General features: G+C 35.6%; 21 protein-coding genes. 5 read left to right on the top strand and 16 right to left on the bottom strand.

Features of this window, described 5'->3' with window-relative positions:
• Position 1: 1 nt before the first annotated feature.
• A complete protein-coding gene (locus CG11_RS29075) occupies positions 2–1,633 on the top strand; it encodes a DUF4157 domain-containing protein (RefSeq protein WP_063833108.1) in 1,632 nt (543 codons plus the stop codon).
• A gap of 394 nt (positions 1,634–2,027) precedes the next feature.
• Here CG11_RS29075 and CG11_RS14055 read toward each other — a convergent pair whose 3' ends face one another.
• On the bottom strand, positions 2,028–2,765 hold the full coding sequence (locus CG11_RS14055; protein WP_156039775.1) for a hypothetical protein: 738 nt from the start codon (positions 2,763–2,765) through the stop codon (positions 2,028–2,030).
• A gap of 504 nt (positions 2,766–3,269) precedes the next feature.
• Here CG11_RS14055 and CG11_RS14050 point away from each other — a divergent pair.
• Positions 3,270–6,281, top strand: coding sequence for a glycoside hydrolase family 3 N-terminal domain-containing protein (locus tag CG11_RS14050; RefSeq protein WP_052597247.1), 3,012 nt, complete (start codon positions 3,270–3,272; stop codon positions 6,279–6,281).
• Positions 6,282–6,363: 82 nt separating this feature from the next.
• The gene (locus CG11_RS14045; protein ID WP_052597245.1) at positions 6,364–6,990 is read left to right on the top strand and encodes a GyrI-like domain-containing protein; all 627 of its coding nucleotides are present in this window, start codon (positions 6,364–6,366) and stop codon (positions 6,988–6,990) included.
• A 52-nt stretch (positions 6,991–7,042) separates the two neighbouring features.
• Here CG11_RS14045 and CG11_RS14040 read toward each other — a convergent pair whose 3' ends face one another.
• The 3 genes from CG11_RS14040 to CG11_RS14030 all read right to left on the bottom strand — a co-directional run bounded on the left by CG11_RS14040 (position 7,043) and on the right by CG11_RS14030 (position 10,862).
• Entirely contained in the window at positions 7,043–7,918 is an 876-nt protein-coding gene (locus tag CG11_RS14040; RefSeq protein ID WP_052597244.1) for an NmrA family NAD(P)-binding protein, read from the bottom strand.
• A 7-nt stretch (positions 7,919–7,925) separates the two neighbouring features.
• A complete protein-coding gene (locus tag CG11_RS14035) occupies positions 7,926–10,343 on the bottom strand; it encodes a CAP domain-containing protein (RefSeq protein WP_052597241.1) in 2,418 nt (805 codons plus the stop codon).
• 168 nt (positions 10,344–10,511) lie between these two features.
• Complete coding sequence (locus tag CG11_RS14030) at positions 10,512–10,862, bottom strand: hypothetical protein (protein ID WP_052597239.1); 351 nt, start codon at positions 10,860–10,862, stop codon at positions 10,512–10,514.
• A 345-nt stretch (positions 10,863–11,207) separates the two neighbouring features.
• Between CG11_RS14030 and CG11_RS14025 the strand changes: the two genes are divergently transcribed.
• Positions 11,208–12,656 carry a T9SS type A sorting domain-containing protein gene (locus CG11_RS14025; protein WP_052597236.1) on the top strand — a complete coding sequence of 483 codons (1,449 nt, stop codon included), beginning with the start codon at positions 11,208–11,210 and terminating at the stop codon, positions 12,654–12,656.
• Positions 12,657–12,737: 81 nt separating this feature from the next.
• Here CG11_RS14025 and CG11_RS14020 read toward each other — a convergent pair whose 3' ends face one another.
• The 12 genes from CG11_RS14020 to CG11_RS13965 all read right to left on the bottom strand — a co-directional run bounded on the left by CG11_RS14020 (position 12,738) and on the right by CG11_RS13965 (position 22,728).
• Entirely contained in the window at positions 12,738–13,172 is a 435-nt protein-coding gene (locus tag CG11_RS14020; RefSeq protein WP_052597235.1) for a PaaI family thioesterase, read from the bottom strand.
• 20 nt (positions 13,173–13,192) lie between these two features.
• Positions 13,193–13,888, bottom strand: a complete 696-nt coding sequence (locus CG11_RS14015) for a response regulator transcription factor (protein ID WP_052597233.1) — start codon at positions 13,886–13,888, stop codon at positions 13,193–13,195.
• Between the two features lie 158 nt (positions 13,889–14,046).
• Positions 14,047–15,048 carry a sensor histidine kinase KdpD gene (locus CG11_RS14010; RefSeq protein ID WP_052597231.1) on the bottom strand — a complete coding sequence of 334 codons (1,002 nt, stop codon included), beginning with the start codon at positions 15,046–15,048 and terminating at the stop codon, positions 14,047–14,049.
• Positions 15,049–15,205: 157 nt separating this feature from the next.
• Entirely contained in the window at positions 15,206–16,009 is an 804-nt protein-coding gene (locus tag CG11_RS30205; protein ID WP_052597229.1) for a hypothetical protein, read from the bottom strand.
• A 4-nt stretch (positions 16,010–16,013) separates the two neighbouring features.
• Entirely contained in the window at positions 16,014–16,382 is a 369-nt protein-coding gene (locus tag CG11_RS14000) for a hypothetical protein (protein ID WP_052597226.1), read from the bottom strand.
• A 57-nt stretch (positions 16,383–16,439) separates the two neighbouring features.
• Positions 16,440–16,862: a biopolymer transporter ExbD gene (locus tag CG11_RS13995; RefSeq protein ID WP_052597224.1), complete on the bottom strand. Its 423-nt coding sequence runs from the start codon at positions 16,860–16,862 to the stop codon at positions 16,440–16,442.
• Between the two features lie 93 nt (positions 16,863–16,955).
• Complete coding sequence (locus CG11_RS13990; protein WP_052597222.1) at positions 16,956–17,384, bottom strand: biopolymer transporter ExbD; 429 nt, start codon at positions 17,382–17,384, stop codon at positions 16,956–16,958.
• A gap of 313 nt (positions 17,385–17,697) precedes the next feature.
• Positions 17,698–18,399, bottom strand: coding sequence for a MotA/TolQ/ExbB proton channel family protein (locus CG11_RS13985; protein ID WP_052597220.1), 702 nt, complete (start codon positions 18,397–18,399; stop codon positions 17,698–17,700).
• A 273-nt stretch (positions 18,400–18,672) separates the two neighbouring features.
• Complete coding sequence (locus CG11_RS13980; protein WP_052597219.1) at positions 18,673–19,803, bottom strand: energy transducer TonB; 1,131 nt, start codon at positions 19,801–19,803, stop codon at positions 18,673–18,675.
• 228 nt (positions 19,804–20,031) lie between these two features.
• Positions 20,032–20,775, bottom strand: a complete 744-nt coding sequence (locus tag CG11_RS13975; RefSeq protein WP_052597217.1) for a hypothetical protein — start codon at positions 20,773–20,775, stop codon at positions 20,032–20,034.
• A 102-nt stretch (positions 20,776–20,877) separates the two neighbouring features.
• The gene (locus tag CG11_RS13970; RefSeq protein WP_197043851.1) at positions 20,878–22,146 is read right to left on the bottom strand and encodes a TrkH family potassium uptake protein; all 1,269 of its coding nucleotides are present in this window, start codon (positions 22,144–22,146) and stop codon (positions 20,878–20,880) included.
• 57 nt (positions 22,147–22,203) lie between these two features.
• Positions 22,204–22,728 (bottom strand): DUF3124 domain-containing protein, encoded by a 525-nt coding sequence (locus CG11_RS13965; protein WP_197043850.1) that lies wholly within the window; start codon positions 22,726–22,728, stop codon positions 22,204–22,206.
• 562 nt (positions 22,729–23,290) lie between these two features.
• Here CG11_RS13965 and CG11_RS13960 point away from each other — a divergent pair.
• Positions 23,291–24,715: a hypothetical protein gene (locus CG11_RS13960; RefSeq protein WP_156039774.1), complete on the top strand. Its 1,425-nt coding sequence runs from the start codon at positions 23,291–23,293 to the stop codon at positions 24,713–24,715.
• Positions 24,716–24,774 lie beyond the last annotated feature (59 nt).

The following is a 24,774-nucleotide window of genomic DNA, read 5'->3' as shown; positions in this document are numbered from 1 at the left end:
TATGAAAGATTCTCTAACTAAGTCAACAGGTGATGAAAAGCAGTCGATATCTAACGAGTCGATTAGGAAACAACCTGATACGACCAATTCTGATTTTGTAGATAACAGCACAGAAGCAATTCGCATGCGCCAATTTCAGTCTGATGTGGATAATAACAATGAAAATAAAGAATTGTCCGATTATCAGGATAGTATCAGTAAAACCTCTAAGCCGAATAAAACAGGAATTCCAGATGATTTGAAAGCATCTATTGAAAGTCTTTCGGGGTATTCTTTGGATGATGTTAAAGTGCATTATAATTCTGATAAACCAGCACAAATAGGTGCGTATGCTTACACCGAAGGTAATAATATATATATTGGACCAGGGCAAGAGGAACATCTAGCACATGAGTTATGGCATGTTATTCAACAGAAACAAGGAAATGTGAAACCTAATACGGAATTGGGAACAGGTACCTTGGCTAATACAGAAACTAGCTTAGAGGATCAGGCGACTAGAATGGGAGATAAGGCAAAAAAAACAGAGATAACAGAAGAAAGAACGGATTTAAAAACAGCAACTACTTCTGGACCTGTACAAATGTTATCACAACCCAATCAAAATATCATTCATGCAGGAGATGATGAAGAGGATTTGTCTAGTGAACAACAGGATAAACAAATTGAAGCATTGTTGGCTGATGCGGCAAAAGCGTTGGGACCTTTTACACAGGTTTTTAATCAATTAAAAGTAGATACACGTGCTTCGACTAAGAAAATTGATCAACAAAAAAAGGTTAAATACAAAGCAGATCATCCTAAAGTGCTTGATGAGCAAGATCCTACAAAAGAAGGAGATATTATGTACCATCAACACACCAATCGTCCAATTATGGAAACCAAAAATTTGGCGGCTACAAGTATGGGAGGGTTGAAAGGAAAAGAACGCATCAAGCAAAAGATGAATACTAAATATGCAGGGGCTGGAAAAAATGCTGTTAATGAAATCAATGATGTTGTGCGAGGAACCTTGGCGTTTGAAAACTTCCAAGAGATGTTATTTGCTTTGAACAAAATAGAAGAACTAGCAGGTTCTGATTTTGGTAATTTTAGCTACACAATTGCTCGCATCAAGCAAATATATACGCCTCTTAGTGCGTTGCTTTATGGAGATGTAAAACTGAATCTGAATGTCAAGAGTGGTAGTGATTATGATGGAGAGGCGTTTAATCACAACTGTGAATTACAGTTAAACACGCTTCAGATGTTGGAAGGGAAAGGTACAACACAAGGTCATGGAGCATATGTTAAATGGAGGGACTTGGATGAAGAGCATTGGAAAAATGAGGGGTCTGCCTTGCCTGTGAAACTCAAAGATATGACCGATGAGCCGCTTACTAAATATAGAAGTAGAGCACGTCAAGCGGTTTTCTCTTCACATGACGCTTATAGAGCAGCTGATATAGCAAGACAAAGAGATTCTCATTTTAATGAAGTTGTTGAAAAAGTGAAAGAAATTGGTGGTAATACAGTAGATGTTGAACCGCAATATTTTAGTGAGCAAACTTTTGAGCAAACAGCAGAGTCCTTTGATGCGAATTACGCTAAGTTTATTAAAGCAAATATGAAAGAAATTGAAAATAAAGACTAAATAGATTGTCACTTAGTAAGTTAGCTTCGTGATATGATAGTTTTGTTTATGAAAAAATGAGCCAAATCGTTGAGAGTTGGCTCATTTTCTATTGGTAGAATAAGTATCAATAGTTAGCTGCGCTGCTACTACGTGGTCGTTGAAAAACTTTATTAGTTTACTTCGTGAGTGCTGCGCAGTTGATAATCAGTAAGTTGTGATTTTATTGCGTTTTGTGTTAAAATTTTGATTATCAAACTAATATAAATGTGCTTTTTTATCTTTTTGGTAAAAAAGTAAACAACTAAGCGATAGCGATCTCACGACCGCAGGGAGCTAATCAACGACCACGAAGTAGCAGCGTAGCTAACTACTAATAAGTATAGAACAGGGATGTTTTTTTGAGAAAGCGTTATTATCTTTTTGCCAAAACATCAGGATAGCGTTTGGCATCCTTACTTTTTGTGTTCCATGGCGGAATCGTATATCCAGAACTTCCATTATAATTCACAGAACCATCTTCCTCTACAGAAAACGACCAGTTTCGGAATTTTTGGCATTGAAAACTGCAATCACCAAATTTAAAACTATAAACTAAATCCCAGCCTGTTTTGGTACGCACGATGCTAATATCGTTGCCGTCACCATAAGGTAAAACTTCTTCAATAGACCCAATTCCTTCACTAATAAAAAAACGCATCATTAAAGCAGGAATGTTAATAGGTTCACTAGATTGTAATACTAATGCAACTCGCTCTTCATCTAAATGAACTAACTTGGTAAGAACTAGGTGATGTTCCTTGATGATAGCATTCATCGCAACACTTCCTGTCGTATCTTGGCGTTGCCTTAGTGGTTCTAACCAAGGAGCGTCGTGCTCGGCAACCAAGACAATTTTTTCAACATTAGGCACTGGAAATGTCCGAATATAATATTGATTGGTAATTGTGTCAATAGAACTGTAGTCGCTTGTACGAACGGCAACCATAGCATTATAAACCGCTTGAACCAATTCTTCGGGAATTTGAACAGTTTGTTTGGATACACGCAATTCATTGTTTAGTAGTCGAATAGACATTCGTGCCGCATCTCGCTTATAGATTTGTTTTAAATAACTAGGAAACCTAGAATCATCGACAAAAAAAGTTGGCAAATTATCTAAGATAGATTTTTTATACCTTTGATTTTTCCTAATTTTGCGTTCCTTTCTAGGCTTTTGTTGAGCGTAGGAATTGGAGGTAAGGCAAAAAAAACAGCAGAGTAAAATAAAGCAAGAAAAGTTTTGTTTAAGTGGCATATCAAGAGAATTTTCATGTTGAACAAATGATAGCAGGTGGTTGCTAAAACAAATGGAGCCAAGCTCCATTTAAAGCTTAATTCGCCAAATAAAAAAAGGTAATCACCTAATACTTAATATTTCCAAAAAAACGTTTCTTTTCTATGAAATTCTAAACTCAAAAGCTTATCTTATTTGAGATTGCTCGCTTTATTAAAGGAGTAGCGTAGTTGCAAAAAATCTCCCATATTTAAAATGATTGTTTTTTTGACAGTTTAGATAATGGTTCTATAAAGGAATGGTATATGTTGTTACAGACAATCAATTCAATACGATTTTGCGACGAAGTAACGATAGAATAAAAACATAAAGAAAAAAAGAATGACGCCAAAAGTAGGTATCACCGTTATTGTAATTATATTGACTAGTTTTTTAATGTGTCAATCTGATGTTCCTAACCGAGCTGAGTTGGAACGACAAAAATTTGTCCAAGATTCTATTGCACAAGCCGAAGAAGCTGCTCGTTTGTTGGCAGAAGAACGCCGAAAAGAGGAGGAAGCCTGGGTTAATAAGCAACTTCAAAAAATGGATAAAGAGGCTCGCTTGGGGCAGTTGTTTATGGTTGGTGCTTATCCTCCTAAGGGGGGGAGTGATGAAAAAAAGATCTTGGAGGCGATTGATAAGCATAAGATTGGAGGGATCATTTTTTTTAGAGGTCATGAAGATCGCATTGCTGCATTGACCAATAAATATCAAGAGCGTTCAGAAATGCCACTAATGATGGCTATGGATGCCGAATGGGGAACCAATATGCGGGTTAGTGCCTCTGTTAAATTTCCTCGTCAACTATTGATGGGGGCTATTCAAAACAACGCATTAATTTATGACTTTGGGGCAGCAGTAGCTGCGGAGTGCAAGGCAATGGGAATTCACGTTAATTTTGCACCAGTTGTAGATGTTAATAACAATCCTGCCAATCCTGTTATTGGAGACCGCTCTTTTGGTGAAAATAGAGAAAATGTAACCGCAAAATCTTTTCAGTACATCAAAGGTTTACAAGATAATGGAGTAATGGCTTGCGCTAAACATTTCCCTGGGCATGGAGATACAGATGTCGATTCACATAAAGATTTGCCTGTAATACCACATAATATGCAACGGTTGGATAGTGTAGAACTGTACCCTTTCAAAAATTTAGCGCAACATGGTGTACAAAGTGTGATGGTTGCTCATTTGCATATTCCTGCCTTAGATTCTACACCTAATTTGCCCATTACACTCTCCAAACCTGCTGTCACGGGATTGTTGAAAGAAAAATTGGGCTTTAAAGGACTTATTTTTACGGATGCTCTTAATATGAAGGGGGTAACAAAGCATTATAAAGATGGAGAAACAGATTTAAAAGCATTATTAGCTGGAAATGATATCTTGTTGGTGACGCAAGATATTCCTAATGCGAAAAAGCGAATTTATGCAGCGATCAAAGAAGGACTCATCACATGGGAAGAAATTGATAGCCGAGTGCGTAAGATTTTGCATGCTAAGTACAAACTAGGATTGCATAGTTACAAGCCTGTTAATGCTAAAAATGTTGTTAATCGTTTAAATGTTCAAGCGAATAAAGCTTTGAAGCAAGAAATGGTCAGTCAGGCGTTAACGTTGGTTGATCACGCAGCTATCTTTCCTTTAGGAAAGCAGCGTATTGCTTGTATATCAGTGGGAACAAGCCGTAATGAAACTGCATTTACCAAAGAACTTTCAAGATATGGCATCAAACACCACCACTTTGCTAAAAATAATGTTTCTAATAATCGAATCAAACAGTTAGCAAAGAAAGACATTGTTATTGTTGCCGTTCATAATATTGGCAAAAATGCTAAGAATAATTTTGGAATTGCTTCAGGCATTCAAAAAGCAGTTCGAACAATAAGTTCTAAAACAAAAGTTCTAGTTGTTGTCTTTGGAACGCCTTATGCTTTGAAGAATTTCCCAACTGCTCAAGGAGCTGTAGTTGCTTTTAATGATGAAATATTAACACAGCAATTAGCAGCGCGAGGGATTGCAGGAGCCCTACCATTTAGAGGTCGCTTGCCTGTTTCTGCTTCGACTAAATTTCAATATGGCATGGGAAAAGATACTGAAGTACAAAAAATGATGTATGCATCTAGCCCTGAATCGGTTGGATTGGATGCTTCTATTTTGTCTAAAATTGATAGAATTGCTGCTGAAATGATTCGAGAAAAGGCGGCTCCTGGTTGTCAGGTATTGGTAGCAAAAGATGGCAAAATTGCTTTCCATAGAACTTATGGCTATTATGATTATCAAAAAAAGAAACGAGTAACCCTAGAAAATATTTATGATTTAGCTTCTGTTACAAAGGTAGCTGCCACAACAATTTCGATCATGCGTTTGGTGGACGAAGGTAAGCTGGACATCAATCAGCCTATGAGTCTCTATTTGCCAGAATTGCGCGGCACCAACAAGTCTAGGATGACGATCAAAGAGGTCTTATTGCATCAAGCAGGGCTCAAACCTTGGATTCCTTTTTATGTAAAAACCTTGGATGACAACAAGAAGCCTATTATGGGGCGTTATTATTCTGACAAACCAAGTAAGGACTATTCAATAAGAGTAGCAGAAAATCTATATTTCGCTCAATCTAAGGTTGATTCTGTTATTTGGCAACGAATTTATAATCAAGATTTGCGCTCAAGAAAGAATTATAAGTATAGTGATTTGGGCTTTTATTTATTTGCAAAATTGATTAAAAAGGTAAGCGGTAAAAATATAGATGACTATGCTAACGAAACCTTTTATCGCCCAATGGGATTGACGACAATGATGTTCAATCCATTAAAAAAGGGAGTGCCACGAGATTTGATTATTCCAACCGAAGATGACCAGTATTTTAGATACCAACGAATCCAAGGCGATGTACATGACATGGGGGCTGCAATGATTAATGGGGTTTCTGGGCATGCAGGATTGTTTTCGAATGCAAGGGATTTGGCAGCTATTTTTCAAATGTTGATTAATGGAGGAGAGTATGGTGGCAAGCGTTATTTGAAAGAAGCAACCGTAAAACAATTTACAGCAAAATACAGCAACCAATCTAGGAGAGGATTAGGTTTTGACCGAAAAGAAGAAAGCGACAAGCCTAGAACTTCTATTAATGTAGCGTATCAGGCATCTAATTTAACTTTTGGACATCAAGGATTTACAGGCATTGGTGCTTGGGGCGACCCTGAGAATAAGATTGTATATTTATTTTTGTCTAACCGAACGCTTCCTTCTGGTGAAAATATGACCTTAATTCGCAAAGACATTCGTTCTAGAATGCAAGAAGTGGTATACGAATCCATTCTTCGAGAGGCAATTTCGAGCGATGAATAAATGTATGGTTGCTGACATAAGGCTGTCATAAGCATGGTGTAGCTTTGACTTCATATTATTCATTAACATCTAAAATAAGTTTATGAAACACGAATGGAGAAAAAAAGAGAAAAAAGTTTACTTGCCTAAGAATAAGCCTGAAATAATTGAAGTGCCAGCTTATCAATTTATTACACTCCATGGAGAAGGAAATCCTAATAGTGGCCTATTTTCAGAATGCATTGCGGCTTTGTATAGCGTGTCTTATGCTATAAAAATGACGTTGAAAAAATTAGACAATTGCCCTAAAAACTACGTGGATTATACCGTTTATCCTTTAGAGGGAGTGTGGGATATTAATCAAGCTGCTAAAGAGAACTTTACTGGATTAATTAATAAGGATGATTTGGTGTTTAAGTTAATGATTCGACAACCTGATTTTGTTAGCCAAGCCTTCTTTGAAGAAATGTTGGCACTTACCCAACAGAAAAAACCTCAAAAGCAGTTAACTAACCTCCAATTTGAAACTATAAAAGAGGGAAAATGTGTACAAATGTTGCACATTGGGAGTTATGATAATGAGCCAGAAAGTTTTCAATTGATGGAAGCATTTGCTAAAGAGCAGAATCTAACCAGAATATCAAAAGTGCATAGAGAAATTTATCTATCAGATTTTAGAAAAGTGGCTGTCGATAAGCTTAAAACGGTATTAAGGTTTCGGGTAACTTAATAAAGATAACAGAGATTTGCTCAATTATAGAAAGTATTTAGCGAGAATAGTACTAGAGCCAAGTATTGCGTTCTCTAGCTATAAAATCTGCCAATAGAGTTGGCTTTTTTCCTGTTAACAAATTATAATTATTCGACAAAGTAGTAGGCTTGCTAAAGCGAGGAAGGAAATGTAGCATAATGAGTACAAGTATCATGGAAGTAGTGTGTCCTTGGCGTTTTTTCTTTCTATAAAAGCGAATGAGGTTAGGGCTAACATAACGAATATTTTTGTGTAATGCTTGTGTCAATAATTGGGCAACTGTCTCAAAATTCAATAGTTCACTACCTGTTAAATCAAAAGCTTGATTTTTATACGTTTCAAAATTAGTTAATAAAATTGCTGCAGCTTCTCCTATGTTGGCAACATCTACCCAATTAAAGAGTGCTTTGCCTGCAGGCAAGAAGATTTGATTTTCCTTTAGAATGTCTTGATGTAAGGTAGTCGAGAGGTTTTGCATAAAATAACTGGGGCGCAAAAAGATATAATCTAACTGGCTATTTAGTAGCAATTGTTCTATTTTATAATGAGGAATCATTTTTATTTTATCAGCTCCCTGAACGGATAAAAATAACACTTGCTTGACATGATTTTTTTCAAAAGCCTTAATGAGGGGCACAAATATACGAGGGACATCCGCAAGGGCAGGAGGACGAAGCAAAAATACCGTTTGCACACCATCTAGCGCTTGATTGAAAGTATTAGGATTAGTAAAATCAAAATGAACGTATTGTAGTTTCGAGTATTTTGAAAGCGACTTAGGTGGCATAGCTAGAGATCGAATACCTGCAATAATGTCAACAGTAATAGAGTGGTTTTGATATAAAAAGTGGATTAACTCTTGACCAATATTGCCTGAGGCGCCTGTAATTAAAATTTTATTTCCCATCGCACTACTATTTATTTTTTAAACAGTTTTTACAGTAAATTGCCTTGAACTGAGGATTTTGCATTAGTTGATAATTGGTGTTCATCCAAGTACAACATCGATTAGCATTCATCTCTAGAGCTTTAGCTATGTCTTCCAAATAAGACGTATCCAATGCTTGATTAAAATCCTGTAACAAAGTCGATGTTTGAACATAGGTAAAATAAGTATCTTCGTGATTCGGTGCTTCTTTTAAGCTGTTTTTGAGCAAATCAATTGCCCAATTAAAACGATAATTTTGATTAAAATAAGTAGCTAAATAAAGCGCCTCATCTATTTTTAAATCTTGATTAGCGTAGTGTTTACGAACGTATTTTAGAGAGTTATCTCGTTTTTCGTACTCAAATTTTTGATAAAAATAATCGGCAGCAGCTAAGTGAAAATTTAATTTCAAACGTTCTATTTCTATTTGATTCCAAGTACTGAATTTCCCATAAATATTACTATCAGAGAATCCCAATATTTTTTCGTAAAGTTGTGCGGCATCCATAATACTTGCTCGTGTGTATCGCATGTATTTGATAGCAAAAGCGCTTAAATTGTATTGGAGTGGTAAATCTGTTTCAGATAATTGAACAAGTTGAACTAATTTGTCCAAAAAAGCTTGATCAACACTAAAAAATGGATCGCCCCAATTGGGAACCAAAACAGAATGAGGAATATAATCCCCAAAGAATAACTCTACCGCAATTTGATTACTGAGCATAGGAATATACTCTTTTTCTAATGGAATTTTAGTCGCCAACAGCGTTGATTTTTTTAGCTTATCATTGACAAAAGCATAGACCATTTGAGACTGAATTTCCAAAGCTGCTTCTAATTCCTTATTCTCCAAAAGGCGTTCAAATTCTATTAATAACTCTTGTTCATTGTAGGGGATTGTTGCGAATTTTTCTTCGGTAGCAATTTTTAGCGTAATTTGAGTTTTTCGTTGTTGTACCAATAGATATTCAACTTTGTTAAATAGCTCTTGATCTGTATTAAGACGTTGTTGAATTTGAGCATTGGTCATTTCCAAAAGAAAGGCAAAAGGCGTTCCTTTGACTTGCTGACGGAATAGATCCCAACGTTCTAAAGTGTGATAATTGATGATGTCAGAAGGATAGCCTGCTTGTTCAAAAATTTGTTGTATGTGCATGGCTCTATCTATTCCCAACTGTTCGTTTTTATCACTATTGCCTTCAACTGAACTTGTTGCAAAAATGTGTATGCGTTGGATGTTTTTTTGATAGTTTTGTATCAATTGTTTTATTTGAGCTATTTCTGAATGATTTAAATCTGATTTTCCTTGACCAAATTGAACCTCTGTGATTTGTTCTTCGTAGTCCAATTTGTTGACCTTGAATGTCGTGTGCCAAACGGGAAGAATTTTGACCAAGGGAATATCATTAACAGGAACTTCTAAATAGCTAGAATTGGTACAAGCACAATTTTCTCGAATGCTAACAACATTTAATTGATAATTATCTACCAAACCTTCGGGAAGAACGCCAAGAAAAGCTAAGAATTTGTTCTGTGCTTGCATAGGATTGTTAAGCAACAACTCATCTCTAAATTTAGGAGGCATTGGAACTCCTTGATAAGCCCCTGTAGAACTGATCAAGTTACTCGCGTCGCAAGGAAATTGCTTGCGTTCAACAATGTCGATTGCAAAACCATCGTTTTCATTGGTCAAAAAATATTGTTGAATGTGCTTTAAATTATGATAATGCAAATAGACAGAGTCTTTTTTGACAACAACAAAATTTGCTAAGACTTCGGCGATGGCATTGGTTTTTTTGTAATAATTACACGTCTCGTTATAGGGCAATACACCATAATTATCACTAGGAGTAATGACATCAGAAAAGAAGCGAGCTTTTAATCCAGCAAATACATGAGTTGCATAAATGATTGGTGTTTTAGTTTTGGGATCTTTCCCAAACCGAAAACGAATGCCAGAGTTCTTATAATCTGGGCTAATCATATTCTTATAATGCGGTGGTGATTTTTTCCAAGCTTGAAAAAAATCTTCTGCTATACTGGCATAGGTGCTTTCTACACCCAAAGGAACTAAAGCCACATTTTCACCAACTAAATTAAAGTTGCCACCAAATTTAGCAACCCTCAAAGCGGGAGTTTTTAGACTAGCATTCCGCTGTTCGTGTGTTAATTCTTTGATGCTTCCTTGATAAGAAGAGTGATTAGCAGCTGCTTTGGCAAGTGTTGCTTCATTTTGTAATTCTCCTAGACCTTTCTCCTGACGATGTGCATTGACTTTTTCAAGAATCAATGCTTCTAACAAAGGTTCAGAAAGACGCCCTACTTCTAATTTAGATGTGGCTGTTTGTGCCCAGCTGGAAACAGAACAAAAGGCAAGAATTATTAAGCTATAAAAAAAAATCATGATTATGGATTAGTTGATTGCATGAGTGTTGTGCAGTTGAGAATCAAAATCTTAGTACAAAATACATAGCAAGTAAAAGCATGACTGGACGAAACCATCCATAAAACTATAACTTGAGTTGGTTGATATTTATTGTGAATAGTCGCTTAGCTCGCTAATCAATAGATTTTATGCTTCTTCTGAGCGAATGGTTAAAGAGTCCTCCAAGACACTTCCGATAACGAGCAGTTGTTCGTCATTCATAGCTTTTATAATACTTTTGCCAACACCCAAAATTGCTTTTTTACCAACTTTGATGGCATTTTCAACAGCAATCATTTTGATTTTGCTTAAGCCTGCTTTTTTTAAAGATTGAATAAAGTAATAATCTAATCCTTCGTCAGACAAATCACTAATTACTTGGAATAGCTTTAGGGCAAATTGGCGACGGTCATGGTTATTTTTTAGATCCAATAAAACGTCTTGAACACGATTTTCTAATTCTTTTGATAATGGAAAACCCAAGTATTTTTGAGACATGTTTCAACTAAATTAAAAGTGAATGAATAGCGTTAAATTTGAGATTTTTAAGAGAGGGGCATTCAACGTCTATGTTTTAATAATACTCCGTTGCTTTGCTTCGCTGCTACTACGAGATTTCAATGGAGTAATGTTTTAAAAAACAATTCTTTTATTAAAAATCCAAAAAAAACTAATGTTAGTTTGATTGAAAAAACAAATTGAATGCCTTAATCGTAATATATAGCTTAGTAAGCAGCCATACCTAGTGCTACATCGTTATAATTGTAATTTAAAAAAAATACCTTATGAGGTATCTTTAGCAATTATAAAAAACATCACATAACCATTAAAACACTTTATCTAATGAAAAAGAATTTTAACCTTCTTTGGGTATTAATTGTAAGCTATTTATGGGGAATAAATCTTGTTAATGGACAAACAGCAAGCCTATTAGGAGGAGAAATATCTTACGAATGTATAGGAGTAAATACCTATCGAGTTTCCTTAAATGTGTATGCCGATTGTTCGGGGGCTGATCTACCCGATTCTATATCTTTAAACTGGTCGGGTGCTTGCCAAGGATTGAATGCAGGAGTACTTTTGATGCCCAAAGCAGCAGGCTCACCTGTGGATGTAACTAGTTCTATATTTGGGGGTGCTAGTGGAAGTTCTTGTAATGGAGGAACAGGAACTAGAGGAGTAGAGCACTATTCATATATAGATACGCTTGTTATTCCTGCTACTTGCTCCATGATTAATCTTAGTTGGCAAAGCTGCTGTCGCAGCGATAGTTTAACATCTATAAATGATCCAGATACCACGCTATTTTATTTAGAAACGGAAATAAAAAATTTTTCTATTCCATGCAATACATCTCCTTTTTTTATGAATCCTCCTATTATTGGGGCTTGTGCTAATTGGTCATCAACCTACAATCAAGGTGCTGTAGATCCTGATGGTGATAGTTTGAGATTTTCTCTGATTCCTTGTCTTCAAGATTCTAATCAAACGGTTAATTATAACTCAGGCTATAGCGGAACAGCTCCTTTGGGGGCGACTAATCCTGTTTCTATTGATACGCAAACAGGGCAAATTAATTATACCGCATCAATACAACAGGCAAGTATGTTTTGTGTTTTGGTTGAAGAGGTACGAAATGGGCTTGTCATTGGTTCTACGATACGAGAAATAGCGATTGTTAGTTTAAATTGCCCTACTAATAACATTCCTATTATAACAGGAATAGACAGTACGAATAATTTTGATACCACGATACTAGTTGGTCAAACACTTTGTTTTGATATACATGGAGAAGATTTGGATACAAGCCAACAGTTGACCATGACATGGAACAACGCTATAGCTGGAGCAACATTTACGATTGATACAACCAACAATCCTATAGGAACATTTTGTTGGACACCAACGGCTCAAGATACAGGGGTACATACCTTTTGGGTGGAAGTCAACGACCATGCAATGCCAGTTCCTGGGGTAGAGGTTAAGGGATTTACAATTCAAGTCAATACAACGGTAGGGACGGATGCAATTAAAACCAGTTCCAAGAATACCTTCAATGTGTATCCCAATCCAGCTAGTAACACTATTCAAATAACTTTCGATTTTCCAAGCAACAGAGAAACGCTGAAATGGAAAATTGTGGATACGCAAGGCAAGGTTGTTAGGGAAGAAACGACGATAGGAAAGGGAAATTTAACAGTAGATGTACAAAGTTTAGCAACAGGTTTGTATTCTATTATAGCAACCAACAATCAAGGAGTATTTTATGAAGAAAAGTTGATCGTTCGATGAGCAGAAAGTAACTATGAAAAAACGAAAGCCCTCTATTAACAATTAGAGGGCTATATAGTAATTATTATGATTAGGAATGAACTAGATTCGAGCTTTTCGAATCATCATTGTTAATCGACTGACACAAACCATTTTACCTGCTTCATTTGTAATATCAATGTGCCATACATGTGTTTTTTTACCCAAATGAATTGGAGTAACTTTTGCTTGGACTTTCCCTCCTTCGGGAACAGAGCGCAAATGATTGGCGTTGATGTCTAACCCTACGGGATGATTTGTTGTAGGGTCGTCCAAACAAAGGACAGAGGCAATACTTCCAACAGTTTCTGCTAGTGCAACAGAGGCTCCACCGTGTAAAATGCGCATCGGTTGTACATTTTTATTTGTGACAGGCATTTCTGCTATCAAATAATTATCACCAAACTCTACAAATTTGATATCAAAGGTTTCGGATAGAGTATTAGCGGACATACTGTCCAAGCCTTCTAAGGTAAACGATTGTTTCCAGATTTTCATAAATATAATTGATACAATTTTTATCCCTCTTCTGTAACGAATTTATATCCAACGCCACGGACAGAGTGGAAAAACTTAGGAGATTTGGGATCCTCTTCGAAATATTTGCGGAAAGATAAGATAAAATTATCAATTGTTCTAGTAGAAGGATAGACATCATAGCCCCAAACACTTTGTAAAATTTGTTGTCTAGACACGACTTCACCACGGCGTTCAATCAGCAGTTTTAGAAGCATGGCCTCTTTTTTTGTCAATTTAAAATCACCTTGTTTGCCTGTTGCTTCAAATGTTTTAAAATTAGCTTTGTTATCTCCAAATTCAAAGCTATCCAAAGAAGTGCTCGTTTTGCCTTGGCTGCGTTTGAGCAAAATTTGAATTCTAAGCAGCAATTCTTCTAAGTTAAAAGGTTTGACAATATAATCGTCAGCGCCTTTTTTGAGTCCTGTAACCTTGTCTGCGGTTGTATCTTTTGCGGTTAAAAAGATAATTGGAATATCCATATTAACCAACCTGATTTGCTCACAAAGTTCCAAACCACTAACTTCAGGCAACATGATATCTAACAATACAATATCAAAGTGTTGTTCTTTGAACATTTTTAAGACTTGTTTTCCATCACCAGTGGTGACAACTTCGTAGCCTTCTAATTCTAAATTTAATTTGAGTGCATCTCGGATGCTAATTTCATCTTCGACTAAAAAAATTCGTACTGCCATACTATTTAACTTGTAATTCGTTAGGAGTTTTTAATCATGTAATTCTCTAACCTTAATAAACCTTTAAATGTTCATTTTGTTGGCATTAGATTTTACAAGATTACTTAATTATTAAAGGTAACAATAATTGATTTGCAAGTTGCTACCGTTTTATTTTATCATGCTTTAGGCAAAGAAATGGTAAAAATACTACCAGTAGGTTGATTACTTTTGATACTAACATTGCCTTTGTGTGCTTTTACTATTTGCTTAACAATGTACAATCCTAATCCAGTACCCTTTGTTTTTCTCGTATCTTCATTGCCAATTCGATAAAATTTTTCAAAAATATTTTCACGTTCCAGTTTAGAAATCCCTGGACCAAAATCGGAAATTTCGACACAATAAGTATTTTCCTTATTTTGCATCAAGCTAATAATAATTTTTGAAGTATTGGGGGCATACTTTATAGCATTTTCTATAATATTTAAAAAAACAGAAGATAAAGTAGTTTGATCACCTCTGTTGAGGGTTGCATCTCCAACATTATTATTAAATTCAATGGTTCCGCTATATTTAGGAGCAGCTATTTTTATACACTTTTGGAGCAAGAGCCCCAAGTCAAGAGATTCAAAAGTATACTGATATCCTCCATCTACGCGCGCAGCCAAGAGCAAATCTTCTACCAATTTATTGAGCCGGTCGGTGTCTGCAAGAGCATTGGTAGTGAGCATCTTGCTTTGTTCGGCGGTGAGTGTCCTTTTGTTAAACGTATCTAGGGTTAATTTTATAACAGCAATGGGGGACTTTAATTCATGGGTAATTGATAATAAAAAATTTCGTTGTTGTTCAGCTAAAGCCAATTCTTTTTGGCGGCTTTGGGCTATTCGCCAAATACCAAGTACAATTAGGATAAGCAAAACAGAAGATTCGCCAAAAATCATCCATTTTTGCCGACCATATTGCTCTATTAAACGGGTATACTCTGCGGATTCCAGATAAACCTGCCGGTCAGTGATGCCTTGTTCTTTCATTTGCAACCACAAAACTTCTTTTTTAGCATTAAGTGCATCCGAGTTTTTGATATACAAAAGATAAGACCACCAACTCCCAGCAACCATCACATAAGTAATGACCAAATAGAATAATATGTCAGCACCTTTTAACCTTTTTAAAACCATAGCAACAATTCAAACACTTTAACAAAAAAATAGTTTGTAATTTAATAAAATTTATTGTTTAAGGCTCCCTAAAGTAACGAATAAGATTACAAAAAAAGCACCAATTCAGAAATGAATTGATGCTCAGGTAAAATATTTTTTATGAATTAGTACAATCCTAGTGGACGCCTAATTGGATGGTAATATCTCCACAAGCCTCTGGTTGACCGGGGGCTTTTTCATAGCGATATTCTTTGGCACAGCCAACCACCAAATCAATCAAAGCTTGGCTTGTAATGGTTGATTTTCGGCGATTAAATTCAGCGCTAACCACTTTGCCTCTGGCATCCACACAAATTGTGACAACAGCCGTTCCTTTTTCTTGCCAAGAAGCATTGCCCGCTTTGTAATCTTCGCATTTACGAATATTGCGGCGACTACCAATTTTTCCTTTTCCTTTCCCTTTATCACCATTTCCTGTACCTCCTAAATCTCCTTTTCCATCTGGGCGACCTTGGGTACCATCACCTTTAGCTGTTCCTTTTCCATTGGATTTACTTGATCCAGGGAATAAAGAACCAGGATCTGGTTTAGGTGGTGTCGGAGTTGGTTCAGGTTCAGGTTCTGGAGTAGGTGGTGTTGGAGTAGGCTCTGGTTTTTCGTTGACGATAGGTTCTTCGTCATTCTTAACCGTTTCAACTTCATCTACCTTTTCTACAACAGGTTTTGTTTCGACAGGATCTGGTTGAGGAGGAGTAGGTTCAGCAGGTTTGACAAAATCTTCACTGCCACCTGCGAGTTCCACATCCCCAAAGGACGCCATCAAGCCCTCTGCCTCAGGAATTGGGTAAATAGTTTTGAACCAAGGAACAAATAATAGAACTAGTACTGTAACTAAGAAAATGCCTGCGCCAATACGTCCTTTTCGTTTGTCTTCTGGTTTTTCGAAGTCTTCTAGACTCGTATAGTTGTTGGTAATCATAGTATTAATATTTTATTTCCCAATCCAAATTCATTCCATTAACAATCATAATAATGTCTGCAACTTCTTTAGATTGTTTGCTAGTAGGAGGTAGTTTCAATTGAATTTGATTGTTCAAATGCTCTTTTTTAGATTGTATAACTTCCTTTTTTAGTTTAGATGCAAATTCCTCGTAATTAGTTGTATCGCCTTGTATAATAAACTGATTTCTATCCAACATCTCGACTTCAATCAAATGAGGTGTATCTGAATGGCTGAGCTCCCATGCCAATTGAGCTAATATAACAACAGTCACAATTGTTCCAATTAATACAATTATCTTTCGGCGAATTTGAGCATCATCAGCTTTATTAAAATTTCGTCTAAATGCCATGCTTTTTAAGCATTTATGATTTTGTGTAGCAATACTTGCTACAGTTATATTAAACGCTTATTTAGAAAGTTTTGTTGCCAAAATCATTTTAATACCTAAATCGTTGATTAAATCTACATTAGTTACCAATGTTTGAGCATCTACATTTTCATCAATAGATAAAATGATTGTAATGTCCTCTGGTTGTCTTCGATCATTGTTTACGATAGACGTTAATTTTCCTCGGACGGCTTTTTCTGCCAAGCGTTTACCATTAATTGTGTATTCTTTACGTTTATTAATGTCTAATTTGATTGGTCCTTCTACTTTTTTAGTATCGCGTTTAGCATCGGTACTAGAGTTAGGCAATTTTAAATTAATTGCGGTTGGACTTACCAAACTAGATGTTAACATAAAAAAGATTAACAGCAAAAAGATAATATCCGTCAAAGACGACATATTAAACTCTGCAGATACTTTTGTTCTTTTTTTTAATCCCATTGTTTGATGTTTTTTAGCAAACTTATAACGTTTTAATACTTTGAGGGGTGCAACAGCAACCGATCAACTCAAAGTATAATAGAGTGCGTTTAATTATTCATCTCCTGGTTCTGTTGCCAAAATAAGGCGCACACCTAGTTTGTTGCTAAGCTTCATATATTCAACGATAGTTCCTGTTGTTTCAGTCATTTCTACATTTAAAACAACCGTTACTTCAGTTTGGATATTTTTTTCTCGATTTTTTCTTCTTTCTTTATTAATTGCTTCAAGCAATTTTTGTTCTAGTTGAGATTCAGGAACCTCATCTGCATCTACAAAAAATTTGCCTTCTGGTGTAATCGAAAGCGCAACGTTTTGAGGAGAAGGCGTTTTACTACTAGATTTTGGTCGGTCCAAGTTCTGACTATTAGGACTGGTCAAGCTTGAAGTTAACATAAAGAAAATCAATAACAAAAAGATAATATCCGTCAAAGACGACATATTAAATTCTGCATTGAATTTATTTCTCTTTTTTAATCCCATATTAAAGGTGCTTTAATAAAATAAATAGTTCGATTTGGATATACCTCCAAAAATTTAAATCTAACTTAAATGGCAAATCATTACTCTTTTTAAGAGAAAAGTTACCGAAAATAAGCAACGAACTATTCTAAAAATAGTGAAGAGAAAAATTTTAGTTCTAATAGGAAATAAACTCTCAGCACACTATAAAATAAATTTTTCAGCTTAGAAAGCCTTAAATTCAATACTTTTTAGCAGTTTGAAACAAAGATTTGCTTGAAAATTATTGAACATTCACTTTGCAGTGTGCTTAAGAACTAAAATATAATTTATGTTAGTGTCTAGCAGGCTCTTGTAATAAGTCTAGGAATTCTACGGTAGCCGCTTCCATTTTAAATACAACTCGATCCATTTGAGCAATCAATGTATTATAACCAATAAAGGCAATAATACCTACCACCAAACCAAATGCTGTTGTTACCAAAGCTTGGTAAATACCACCAGCCAACGATTCCGTACTAACATCACCACCAGCCATATTCATAAAAGACAAGATCATACCAGTCACCGTACCCAAGAACCCAATCATAGGAGCAGCTCCTGAGATGGTTGCTAACAAAGACAATCGCTTTTCTAGTTTGTAAATTTCCAAATTACCAACATTTTGTACAGCTGTATTGATATCTTCTAATGGTTTTCCAATGCGTTGTAACCCTTTAGAAACTAATCTGGCAACAGGTGTGTCTGTTACATTGCATTTGTTGATTGCCGACTGAATGTCACCATTTTGTACAAAACTTCCAATCTCCTTCATGAAATTATCATCTACTTCTCCAGCGCGCTTGATGGTCAAATAACGCTCAATTAAAATGTAGATAGCTATAACAGATAAGAACAAAAGAATAATAGCGATAGTGATACCAATAGCACCACCTTTGGCAACTACTCCAATTAAAGAAAATGCTTGTACAGTTGGTTCTAAACCAGTTGTATCTGTTGGTGGTGTTTGAAACAAGAAAAATAGATTCGAAAACATAGTGTTATGATTTGTTTTATCTTAAATTAAAAAAAATGCCAAAGCAATTCAAACAGACATTTGACCGTAATATATAAATTATAAGAAGTACTTACTACTATTTCAAGGATATTTTTATTTAGCGGCACACTAAATTTATTTGAAGTTTAGGGGATAAAGCATTTTGGTATTTAATTTTATTAAAAAACGCACGTTACGTTTTTTTATTTTTTTATTCGGCAAAAAGTTAGATACAATGCTAATTCTTATCTAATAAAATGAAAAGATGCCTTCTTAAGTCAGCTTAAATCTAACGGGCAAATTATATTTTACTCGAACATGTTTCCCTCTTTGTTTCCCTGGCGTCCAGCGACTTGGCAATTCATTCATGAATTTAATTACTCGCAATGCCTCTTGTCCACAAGCACCGCCTGGATCTCTAAGGATTTTAAAATCAACAATAGTACCATATTCTGTTACTGTAAAACTAACGACAGACATCCCTTGTATGCCGTTTTCTAAAGCAGGTGTAGGATAGGTTATTTTTTTGTAGATAAATTGCAATAGTTTTAGATCTGCGCAAGCTTTTTTCTCTTTATGATCTTCTTGGAGTGCTTCACAACCTGGAAACCTAGGCATTTCTTCTACTGAAACAAATATGGAAGAATTTTCTTCTTTTCCTTCTTCTTCTGGCAAAGTGATATCGTCCTTTACATCTAAGTCCTCTTGTGGTGGTACATAGTCCGCATTGTTTCCAAAGGCATAAGGCCAATGTTTTTCAATGGTTGTTTTTAAGGTATTATAGGTTTCTGTGTCATTGGTTCTATCACAAAAACTAGCATATCCAAATAATACTTCAAGGTGTGTAAAACTTTCTTCTTGAGACTCCTGAGCTCGATGCTGAGTAATTGCTTTCCAAAGATTTCTAGCTTGTTGCAGGTTATAGTAGTTGACACTATTGTATAAAAAATAAGCTTTCTCCCAGTTATTCAAATAATCTTCGTGTTGGCTACCTATAAACCGATGAGCAATTTGAAAGAAATGCATGATACCCAAGTATGCTTTTGCTTTAATGCTTCGTTCTATCCAATCTTTTTCTTGAATCAAGTATTGCTTTAAACGCAGGTTTTCTAATTGTTCTTGAATGATGTATTCGGTTTCATAATCTGGAGGAATACTGTCAGAAAACGTATTTAAAATAAGCGTTACTTCTTGGTCCAAATCGGTGGCTTTCTGAAAATCTTTTTGAATTTCGTACATTTGGGCAAGTTCCAATAATTTTTCAGCATATGAAAAACTGATAGAACCTTCCTCTTTTTTTATTTGATCAGCCTCTGTTTGGATTTCTGAAATAGTTTGTTGAGCCAATAGCATGGTAGAAGATACTAAGAAGCAGCCCAACATAAAAAGTGTTGTGAATTTCATGGATTTAATTTGTTTCTTTACCTACATGACTCCGTTGAAAAATCGTATTAGTTTGAGCCTGCGGGTTCGTAGGAAAACTAAAAAACTAAGCTTGCGCCCTCACGACCGCAGGGAGCTACCACGAAGTAGCACCGCAGGTAATCAACGGAGTATAGTATTATTACTTAATGTTTGTAAACTTTAGAAGGCAAAGGTAATGTTTTCATATTATAAAATCAAGAAAAATTTCTATTCTACATCCATATTGAGCGCTAATCTAGGGTGGTCGTCAACATCTGCCAATATGATGATCTTTTGCCAAATTTTGCGACTCAAACCACTTGTCAAAGATTCTATTTCATTAACAACCGTAACAATAACATCGTCTGGAAGGCTTTGAGAATACAGCGCAGCAACCTTGCCAATTAAAGAGAGCATTTCAGTACAATAGTCCAAGTAACGTTGCAATTCAAATTTACTTAACGTACGTTCAGGAGAATTATATGTTTTTAGCTTTATTACGCCAACCATAACAGGGTCTTTAGTCAATTGATGCATATCAATGACATGTGCAAGTCCTCGCAGTTGATCTAGTATTTTTATAGCTTTGTTACGTTTTAAACGTACTTCTAAGGTGACTAAAAAAAAGATAGCAGCTCCAAGTAAAACAACATCATTAATTGTAGCTTCTGCAAGTGTGACAACATCTACAATGGTCATGCTAGAGAACTTGAAATTGACTAAAGTAAAACTATACAAAAGCGCTACTAAACCCATTAAGATAATAGCTAAAGCAAATAATCGAATTGGTAAATTGCGTCTGCCGATATAATCAATGTTGTTTTGACTATGGTCGGCTATTTGTGAAAACCCCTTGCACGTTTTTAAGAGACTAGATTCAGGGAAACGATCTTCAATACGTTTTTCTAGGGCTTGTATGGTTGCCATGATTTTGGCGCTATCCAAAACAAGGTTCACTTCGGTATGCGGCATAATAGTTTATTTAGAGGGCTATTTATTGTGAGTATGTGTGAGCAATAGTTAGCTGTGGTGCTACTATGTGAGACAACAATCCTTTAATTTATAAATTCTTCTTTAAATTGCCACATCTTCTTCTTTGATTTTTGGTTCTTGATAATTGCTGTGAAATAAGATCATTCCAAAAGACAATGGACCGACTCGACCTAAAAACATAAGTATCATAACAATTATTTTGCCCAAAACGCTTAAATCACTTGTTATGCCAGTACTTAATCCAACTGTTCCAAGTGCCGAAACAGCCTCAAATAAGACCTCAAATTTGTCTTGTGGTTGCACCAATAACAATAAGTAAGTGCCTAGGCAAACTACTAAGACGTAAAAGAAAAAATTGCTAGTTGCCAGTCGTATTCTGTGTTCAGGAATTTTGCAGTGCATATAAATAATGTCTTGTGTTCCCCTAAACGTACTTTTCAGTTGGGCATACAACGTTGTAACGGTTGTTGATTTCATTCCCCCACCAGTTCCTGATGGAGAGGCTCCAATAATCATTAACAATAGCATAAAAAACAAAGGTCCTGAACTAATATTGCTAATATTATAGGAATTGAAACCAACGGTTGTAAAAGCTGCAACACTTTGGAATAAGGATGCTAGTAACCGCTTTTCAGGGGCTAAGTTGGCAATAGATAAATCGCTCAAAAAAAGAACAGCAGCCCCTAACAAAATGCCCCAAAAAGTGAAATGTATAATAATTTTACTAGTAAGGGTTATTTTTTCCTTTCGTCCAGAAAAACGTTCAAATAAATCGGTAAAAACAATAAAACCCAATGCTCCTGCAATAGATAAAAAAGAGATAACAAAATTTAAAAAAAAGTGGTCTCGATATCCAACAAAACTATCTGGAAATAAGCTTAAACCTGCCGTGCAAAAAGCAGAGATGCTGTGAAAAATGCCATTCCAAACAGCATTGTTTTCGCCTGCATTCCAAAAGATGAACGCTAAGAGAATAGCTCCGATTAGTTCTATAACCAAAGTAACAATAACCATATCTCGAATAAAGCTTCTAACTTCAAAATGTTCGGGCAAGCTAAAGTCATAATTGATTAGCTCAAAGTTCATCTCAGTAAGCTTTCTGCGAGTTAATAAAACAATAAAAGAACCAATAGACATATACCCCAAACCACCTATTTGAACTAGTAGTAGAATGACAATCTGACCACCCAAATTGTAAGATTCAGGAATGCTTACCGTTGCCAAGCCTGTGGTTGAGAGGGCAGATGTAGCGATAAATAGATTGTCTATGACACGAATGGAGGTAGTTTGAAAGAACGGAAGGCAAAGCAACCCAAATCCAACAAACAGAATAACTAAGTACCCATACATCAAAAGTTGTAAAGGTTTTAGGGTTTTTACGAAGTGCTTGACCATTATTTTGAAAGGTTATTTTTTGCAAATAGAAACGCCTTCTGTTAAGAATGAGATTCCTTGTTGTCCGTTGGTAGAAATCATCACGCCTTGGAAAATAGGGGTAACATGTCGACTATTAGCTGCCCAGTTGATGATGAAATTGGCACCTGTACCTCCTTCGGTATCATCTTCTTCGATGACATATTCAATGGATTGCATGGGGCTTAATTCTAGTGTTTGATCTACTAAATAATGACGTACAAGTTGTCCGTTGGTATCATAATAATCAATATCATCAATATAAATGGTGTCTACTAAACTTGTATTTCGAATACTTAGCGTTGCCGTTAAATTAAATTTCACATCTTTGGTCTCGCTGTATATGTCGGAGTAAATTGGAATATAAACCGTATCTCGGTACAGTAAATCACTACTGTTTGTCGTAGAATTATATTGGTCCAAAATTGGATCTGAAGTTGGTGGTTGAGCAGGCTTAGGAAGTTCGCAAGACTGGAATAAACAGGCTGTCAACAGTAGTAGGTAAAATAATGATTTCAAGATATTCATATTATTATATGATGTATAGAGTAGTTGTTAGACATAGTCGTCTACTATTTATTCTATTGCTTCTATGGGTGATGTTAAAAGTAGTTATACAGGAAAAAAGGCTTGTTATAAATAGTCATCCAATATAATGCATTTTACAACAAAAAAGTTTAAATTATAGATCTGTTTTAAGGTAGAGTGAAATTAAAAAATAAAAAAAATAAATAAATCATGTAACCTTATTATTCTATGTCATTATGGAGTCATACAATTAAAAAAATGCAACTAAGTAAAGCAAAAACAAAAAAATCTCTATTAACGATTATCACAAAACGTAGTTGGTGTACTTATAACCTTGGATGAATCACCGTAGCTTTTTTCCTTTCTCTATAACATCGAAAAATGCAAAGCTTCTCTAAAAGATGCTCATTTCCGTTTCTTGGATAAAAGGAGAAAGTCGAATAGCCCACTTCTCATAAACTTCACGGAGGATAATTGGTATTAATAACAGTTCAATTTGCAACTTAGATTTTATGAATTCCTAAATATTGGATCATTCTAAAAACAAAATAACATGATGACTGTCAAAAACAAAATTTTAAGACTTTTTACGCCTGTTGTAGCAGGTGCTGCTTTGTTAGCAGCCTGTGATTCTAATTCTAATAACCAAAAAAATCAAGCAATTAACCTTCCTACTGATGAGCAAGGAATAGAAGCACCAGTTTTAGCTGTGAGTCCCCCGATTCAGGGATTGGATATTCCGTTTCAATCCTACTCTGTTGCCACATCAGATGGGATGACCATCGAAACAGCAACAGGAACGACCATCGAAATCCCTGCGAATGCTTTTGTAGACAAAGATGGCAATCCTATATCGGGTAATGTAGAGATTAAATTTAGAGAGTTTCATGATGCAACGGATATTATTGCCAGTGGAATTCCAATGCATAATCCAGAAACGGGAGAGTATATGGAGACAGCTGGGATGTTTGAAATAAAAGGGGAACAGGCAGGGCAAGAAATTTTTGTTAAAGGAGACAAAGATATCAAAGTAAATCTAGCCTCTTTTAATGAAGGTAACCAATTTAATTTTTATAAGCTAGGTCCCAAGGATTGTCGGTGGGAAGATAAAGGAACCGCAGCGGCAACGCCCAATGTTAAAAAACAAGAACGGTTGGCAGCTTTGGACGCAGCTTTACCACCTGTGCCTGTTAAACCAAGAAAACATTCCAATGTGGAAAACTTTGTATTTGATTTGGATGTCAATTATTCAATGTTTCCAGAATTAAAAACGTTCAAAGGCGTTGTATGGGAATATGCTGGCGAAGGAAAAAATCCAGAGAAAAATGAGTGGATTTTTAGCTCTGATTGGGACAAAATTAAGTTAGAGAAATCTCCGACAGGATATTTTGAATTGATCTTGTCGAATAAAGAGAAAGACTTCAAAACTTTGGTGCGACCAGTTTTGAGTGATGAAAATTATGAAGAAGCCTTGGCTGCGTTTACAGAAACTAAAATGAAAGCTTACAACGAAGTCAAGAAAGCACAAAAAGATGAGCGAGAACGTTTGGTTGCTCAAGCAAATTTGGTGCGTACTTTTAACGTAGGAGGGTTTGGTATTTATAATTGGGATATTTGGCACAAACCAGGAAGAACTCGTTGTGCTGCTCAACCTAAATTTGATGAATTGGCAAAGGTGAATTCAGATATTAATAAAAAGATTTCGTATTTTTTAGTCATGGGAAAACAACACTCCGTAGTTCGTTACCGTCCAACCGACTTGTCTAAATTTTCTTTTGACCCAGTAGATGAAAACGCTTTGTTGGCTATCTTGCCAGAGGGAAAAGTAGCTATTTTCTCTGCTAAAGATTTCAAAGCACTAAATTTGGAACAAATAAAAGAAGATGGTCATGCTTTGATGGAAATGGCAACAGAAATCGCAACGATATCTTCTGTAGACGGATTGGATGAAGTTATTGACCGAGCGTTTGCTATTTAGATAAGTGCGCAAAAGTTCAGGAAAATAGTTTTTTAGTAGGAGAACTTTTGTAGACTATG

The organism is Aureispira sp. CCB-QB1, from assembly GCF_000724545.1.
Taxonomy (GTDB): Bacteria; Bacteroidota; Bacteroidia; order Chitinophagales; family Saprospiraceae; genus Aureispira.
This window is presented reverse-complemented; position numbering and strand designations above follow the sequence as displayed.

What these genes read in the sequence shown, in the direction of transcription:
- CG11_RS29075 (WP_063833108.1), top strand. Translation starts at nt 2, where the DNA reads ATGAAAGATTCTCTAACTAAGTCAACAGGTGATGAAAAGCAGTCGATA.
- CG11_RS14050 (WP_052597247.1), top strand. Translation starts at nt 3,270, where the DNA reads ATGACGCCAAAAGTAGGTATCACCGTTATTGTAATTATATTGACTAGT.
- CG11_RS14045 (WP_052597245.1), top strand. Translation starts at nt 6,364, where the DNA reads ATGAAACACGAATGGAGAAAAAAAGAGAAAAAAGTTTACTTGCCTAAG.
- CG11_RS14040 (WP_052597244.1), bottom strand. Translation starts at nt 7,918, where the DNA reads ATGGGAAATAAAATTTTAATTACAGGCGCCTCAGGCAATATTGGTCAA.
- CG11_RS14035 (WP_052597241.1), bottom strand. Translation starts at nt 10,343, where the DNA reads ATGATTTTTTTTTATAGCTTAATAATTCTTGCCTTTTGTTCTGTTTCC.
- CG11_RS14030 (WP_052597239.1), bottom strand. Translation starts at nt 10,862, where the DNA reads ATGTCTCAAAAATACTTGGGTTTTCCATTATCAAAAGAATTAGAAAAT.
- CG11_RS14025 (WP_052597236.1), top strand. Translation starts at nt 11,208, where the DNA reads ATGAAAAAGAATTTTAACCTTCTTTGGGTATTAATTGTAAGCTATTTA.
- CG11_RS14020 (WP_052597235.1), bottom strand. Translation starts at nt 13,172, where the DNA reads ATGAAAATCTGGAAACAATCGTTTACCTTAGAAGGCTTGGACAGTATG.
- CG11_RS14015 (WP_052597233.1), bottom strand. Translation starts at nt 13,888, where the DNA reads ATGGCAGTACGAATTTTTTTAGTCGAAGATGAAATTAGCATCCGAGAT.
- CG11_RS14010 (WP_052597231.1), bottom strand. Translation starts at nt 15,048, where the DNA reads ATGGTTTTAAAAAGGTTAAAAGGTGCTGACATATTATTCTATTTGGTC.
- CG11_RS30205 (WP_052597229.1), bottom strand. Translation starts at nt 16,009, where the DNA reads ATGATTACCAACAACTATACGAGTCTAGAAGACTTCGAAAAACCAGAA.
- CG11_RS14000 (WP_052597226.1), bottom strand. Translation starts at nt 16,382, where the DNA reads ATGGCATTTAGACGAAATTTTAATAAAGCTGATGATGCTCAAATTCGC.
- CG11_RS13995 (WP_052597224.1), bottom strand. Translation starts at nt 16,862, where the DNA reads ATGGGATTAAAAAAAAGAACAAAAGTATCTGCAGAGTTTAATATGTCG.
- CG11_RS13990 (WP_052597222.1), bottom strand. Translation starts at nt 17,384, where the DNA reads ATGGGATTAAAAAAGAGAAATAAATTCAATGCAGAATTTAATATGTCG.
- CG11_RS13985 (WP_052597220.1), bottom strand. Translation starts at nt 18,399, where the DNA reads ATGTTTTCGAATCTATTTTTCTTGTTTCAAACACCACCAACAGATACA.
- CG11_RS13980 (WP_052597219.1), bottom strand. Translation starts at nt 19,803, where the DNA reads ATGAAATTCACAACACTTTTTATGTTGGGCTGCTTCTTAGTATCTTCT.
- CG11_RS13975 (WP_052597217.1), bottom strand. Translation starts at nt 20,775, where the DNA reads ATGCCGCATACCGAAGTGAACCTTGTTTTGGATAGCGCCAAAATCATG.
- CG11_RS13970 (WP_197043851.1), bottom strand. Translation starts at nt 22,146, where the DNA reads ATGTATGGGTACTTAGTTATTCTGTTTGTTGGATTTGGGTTGCTTTGC.
- CG11_RS13960 (WP_156039774.1), top strand. Translation starts at nt 23,291, where the DNA reads ATGATGACTGTCAAAAACAAAATTTTAAGACTTTTTACGCCTGTTGTA.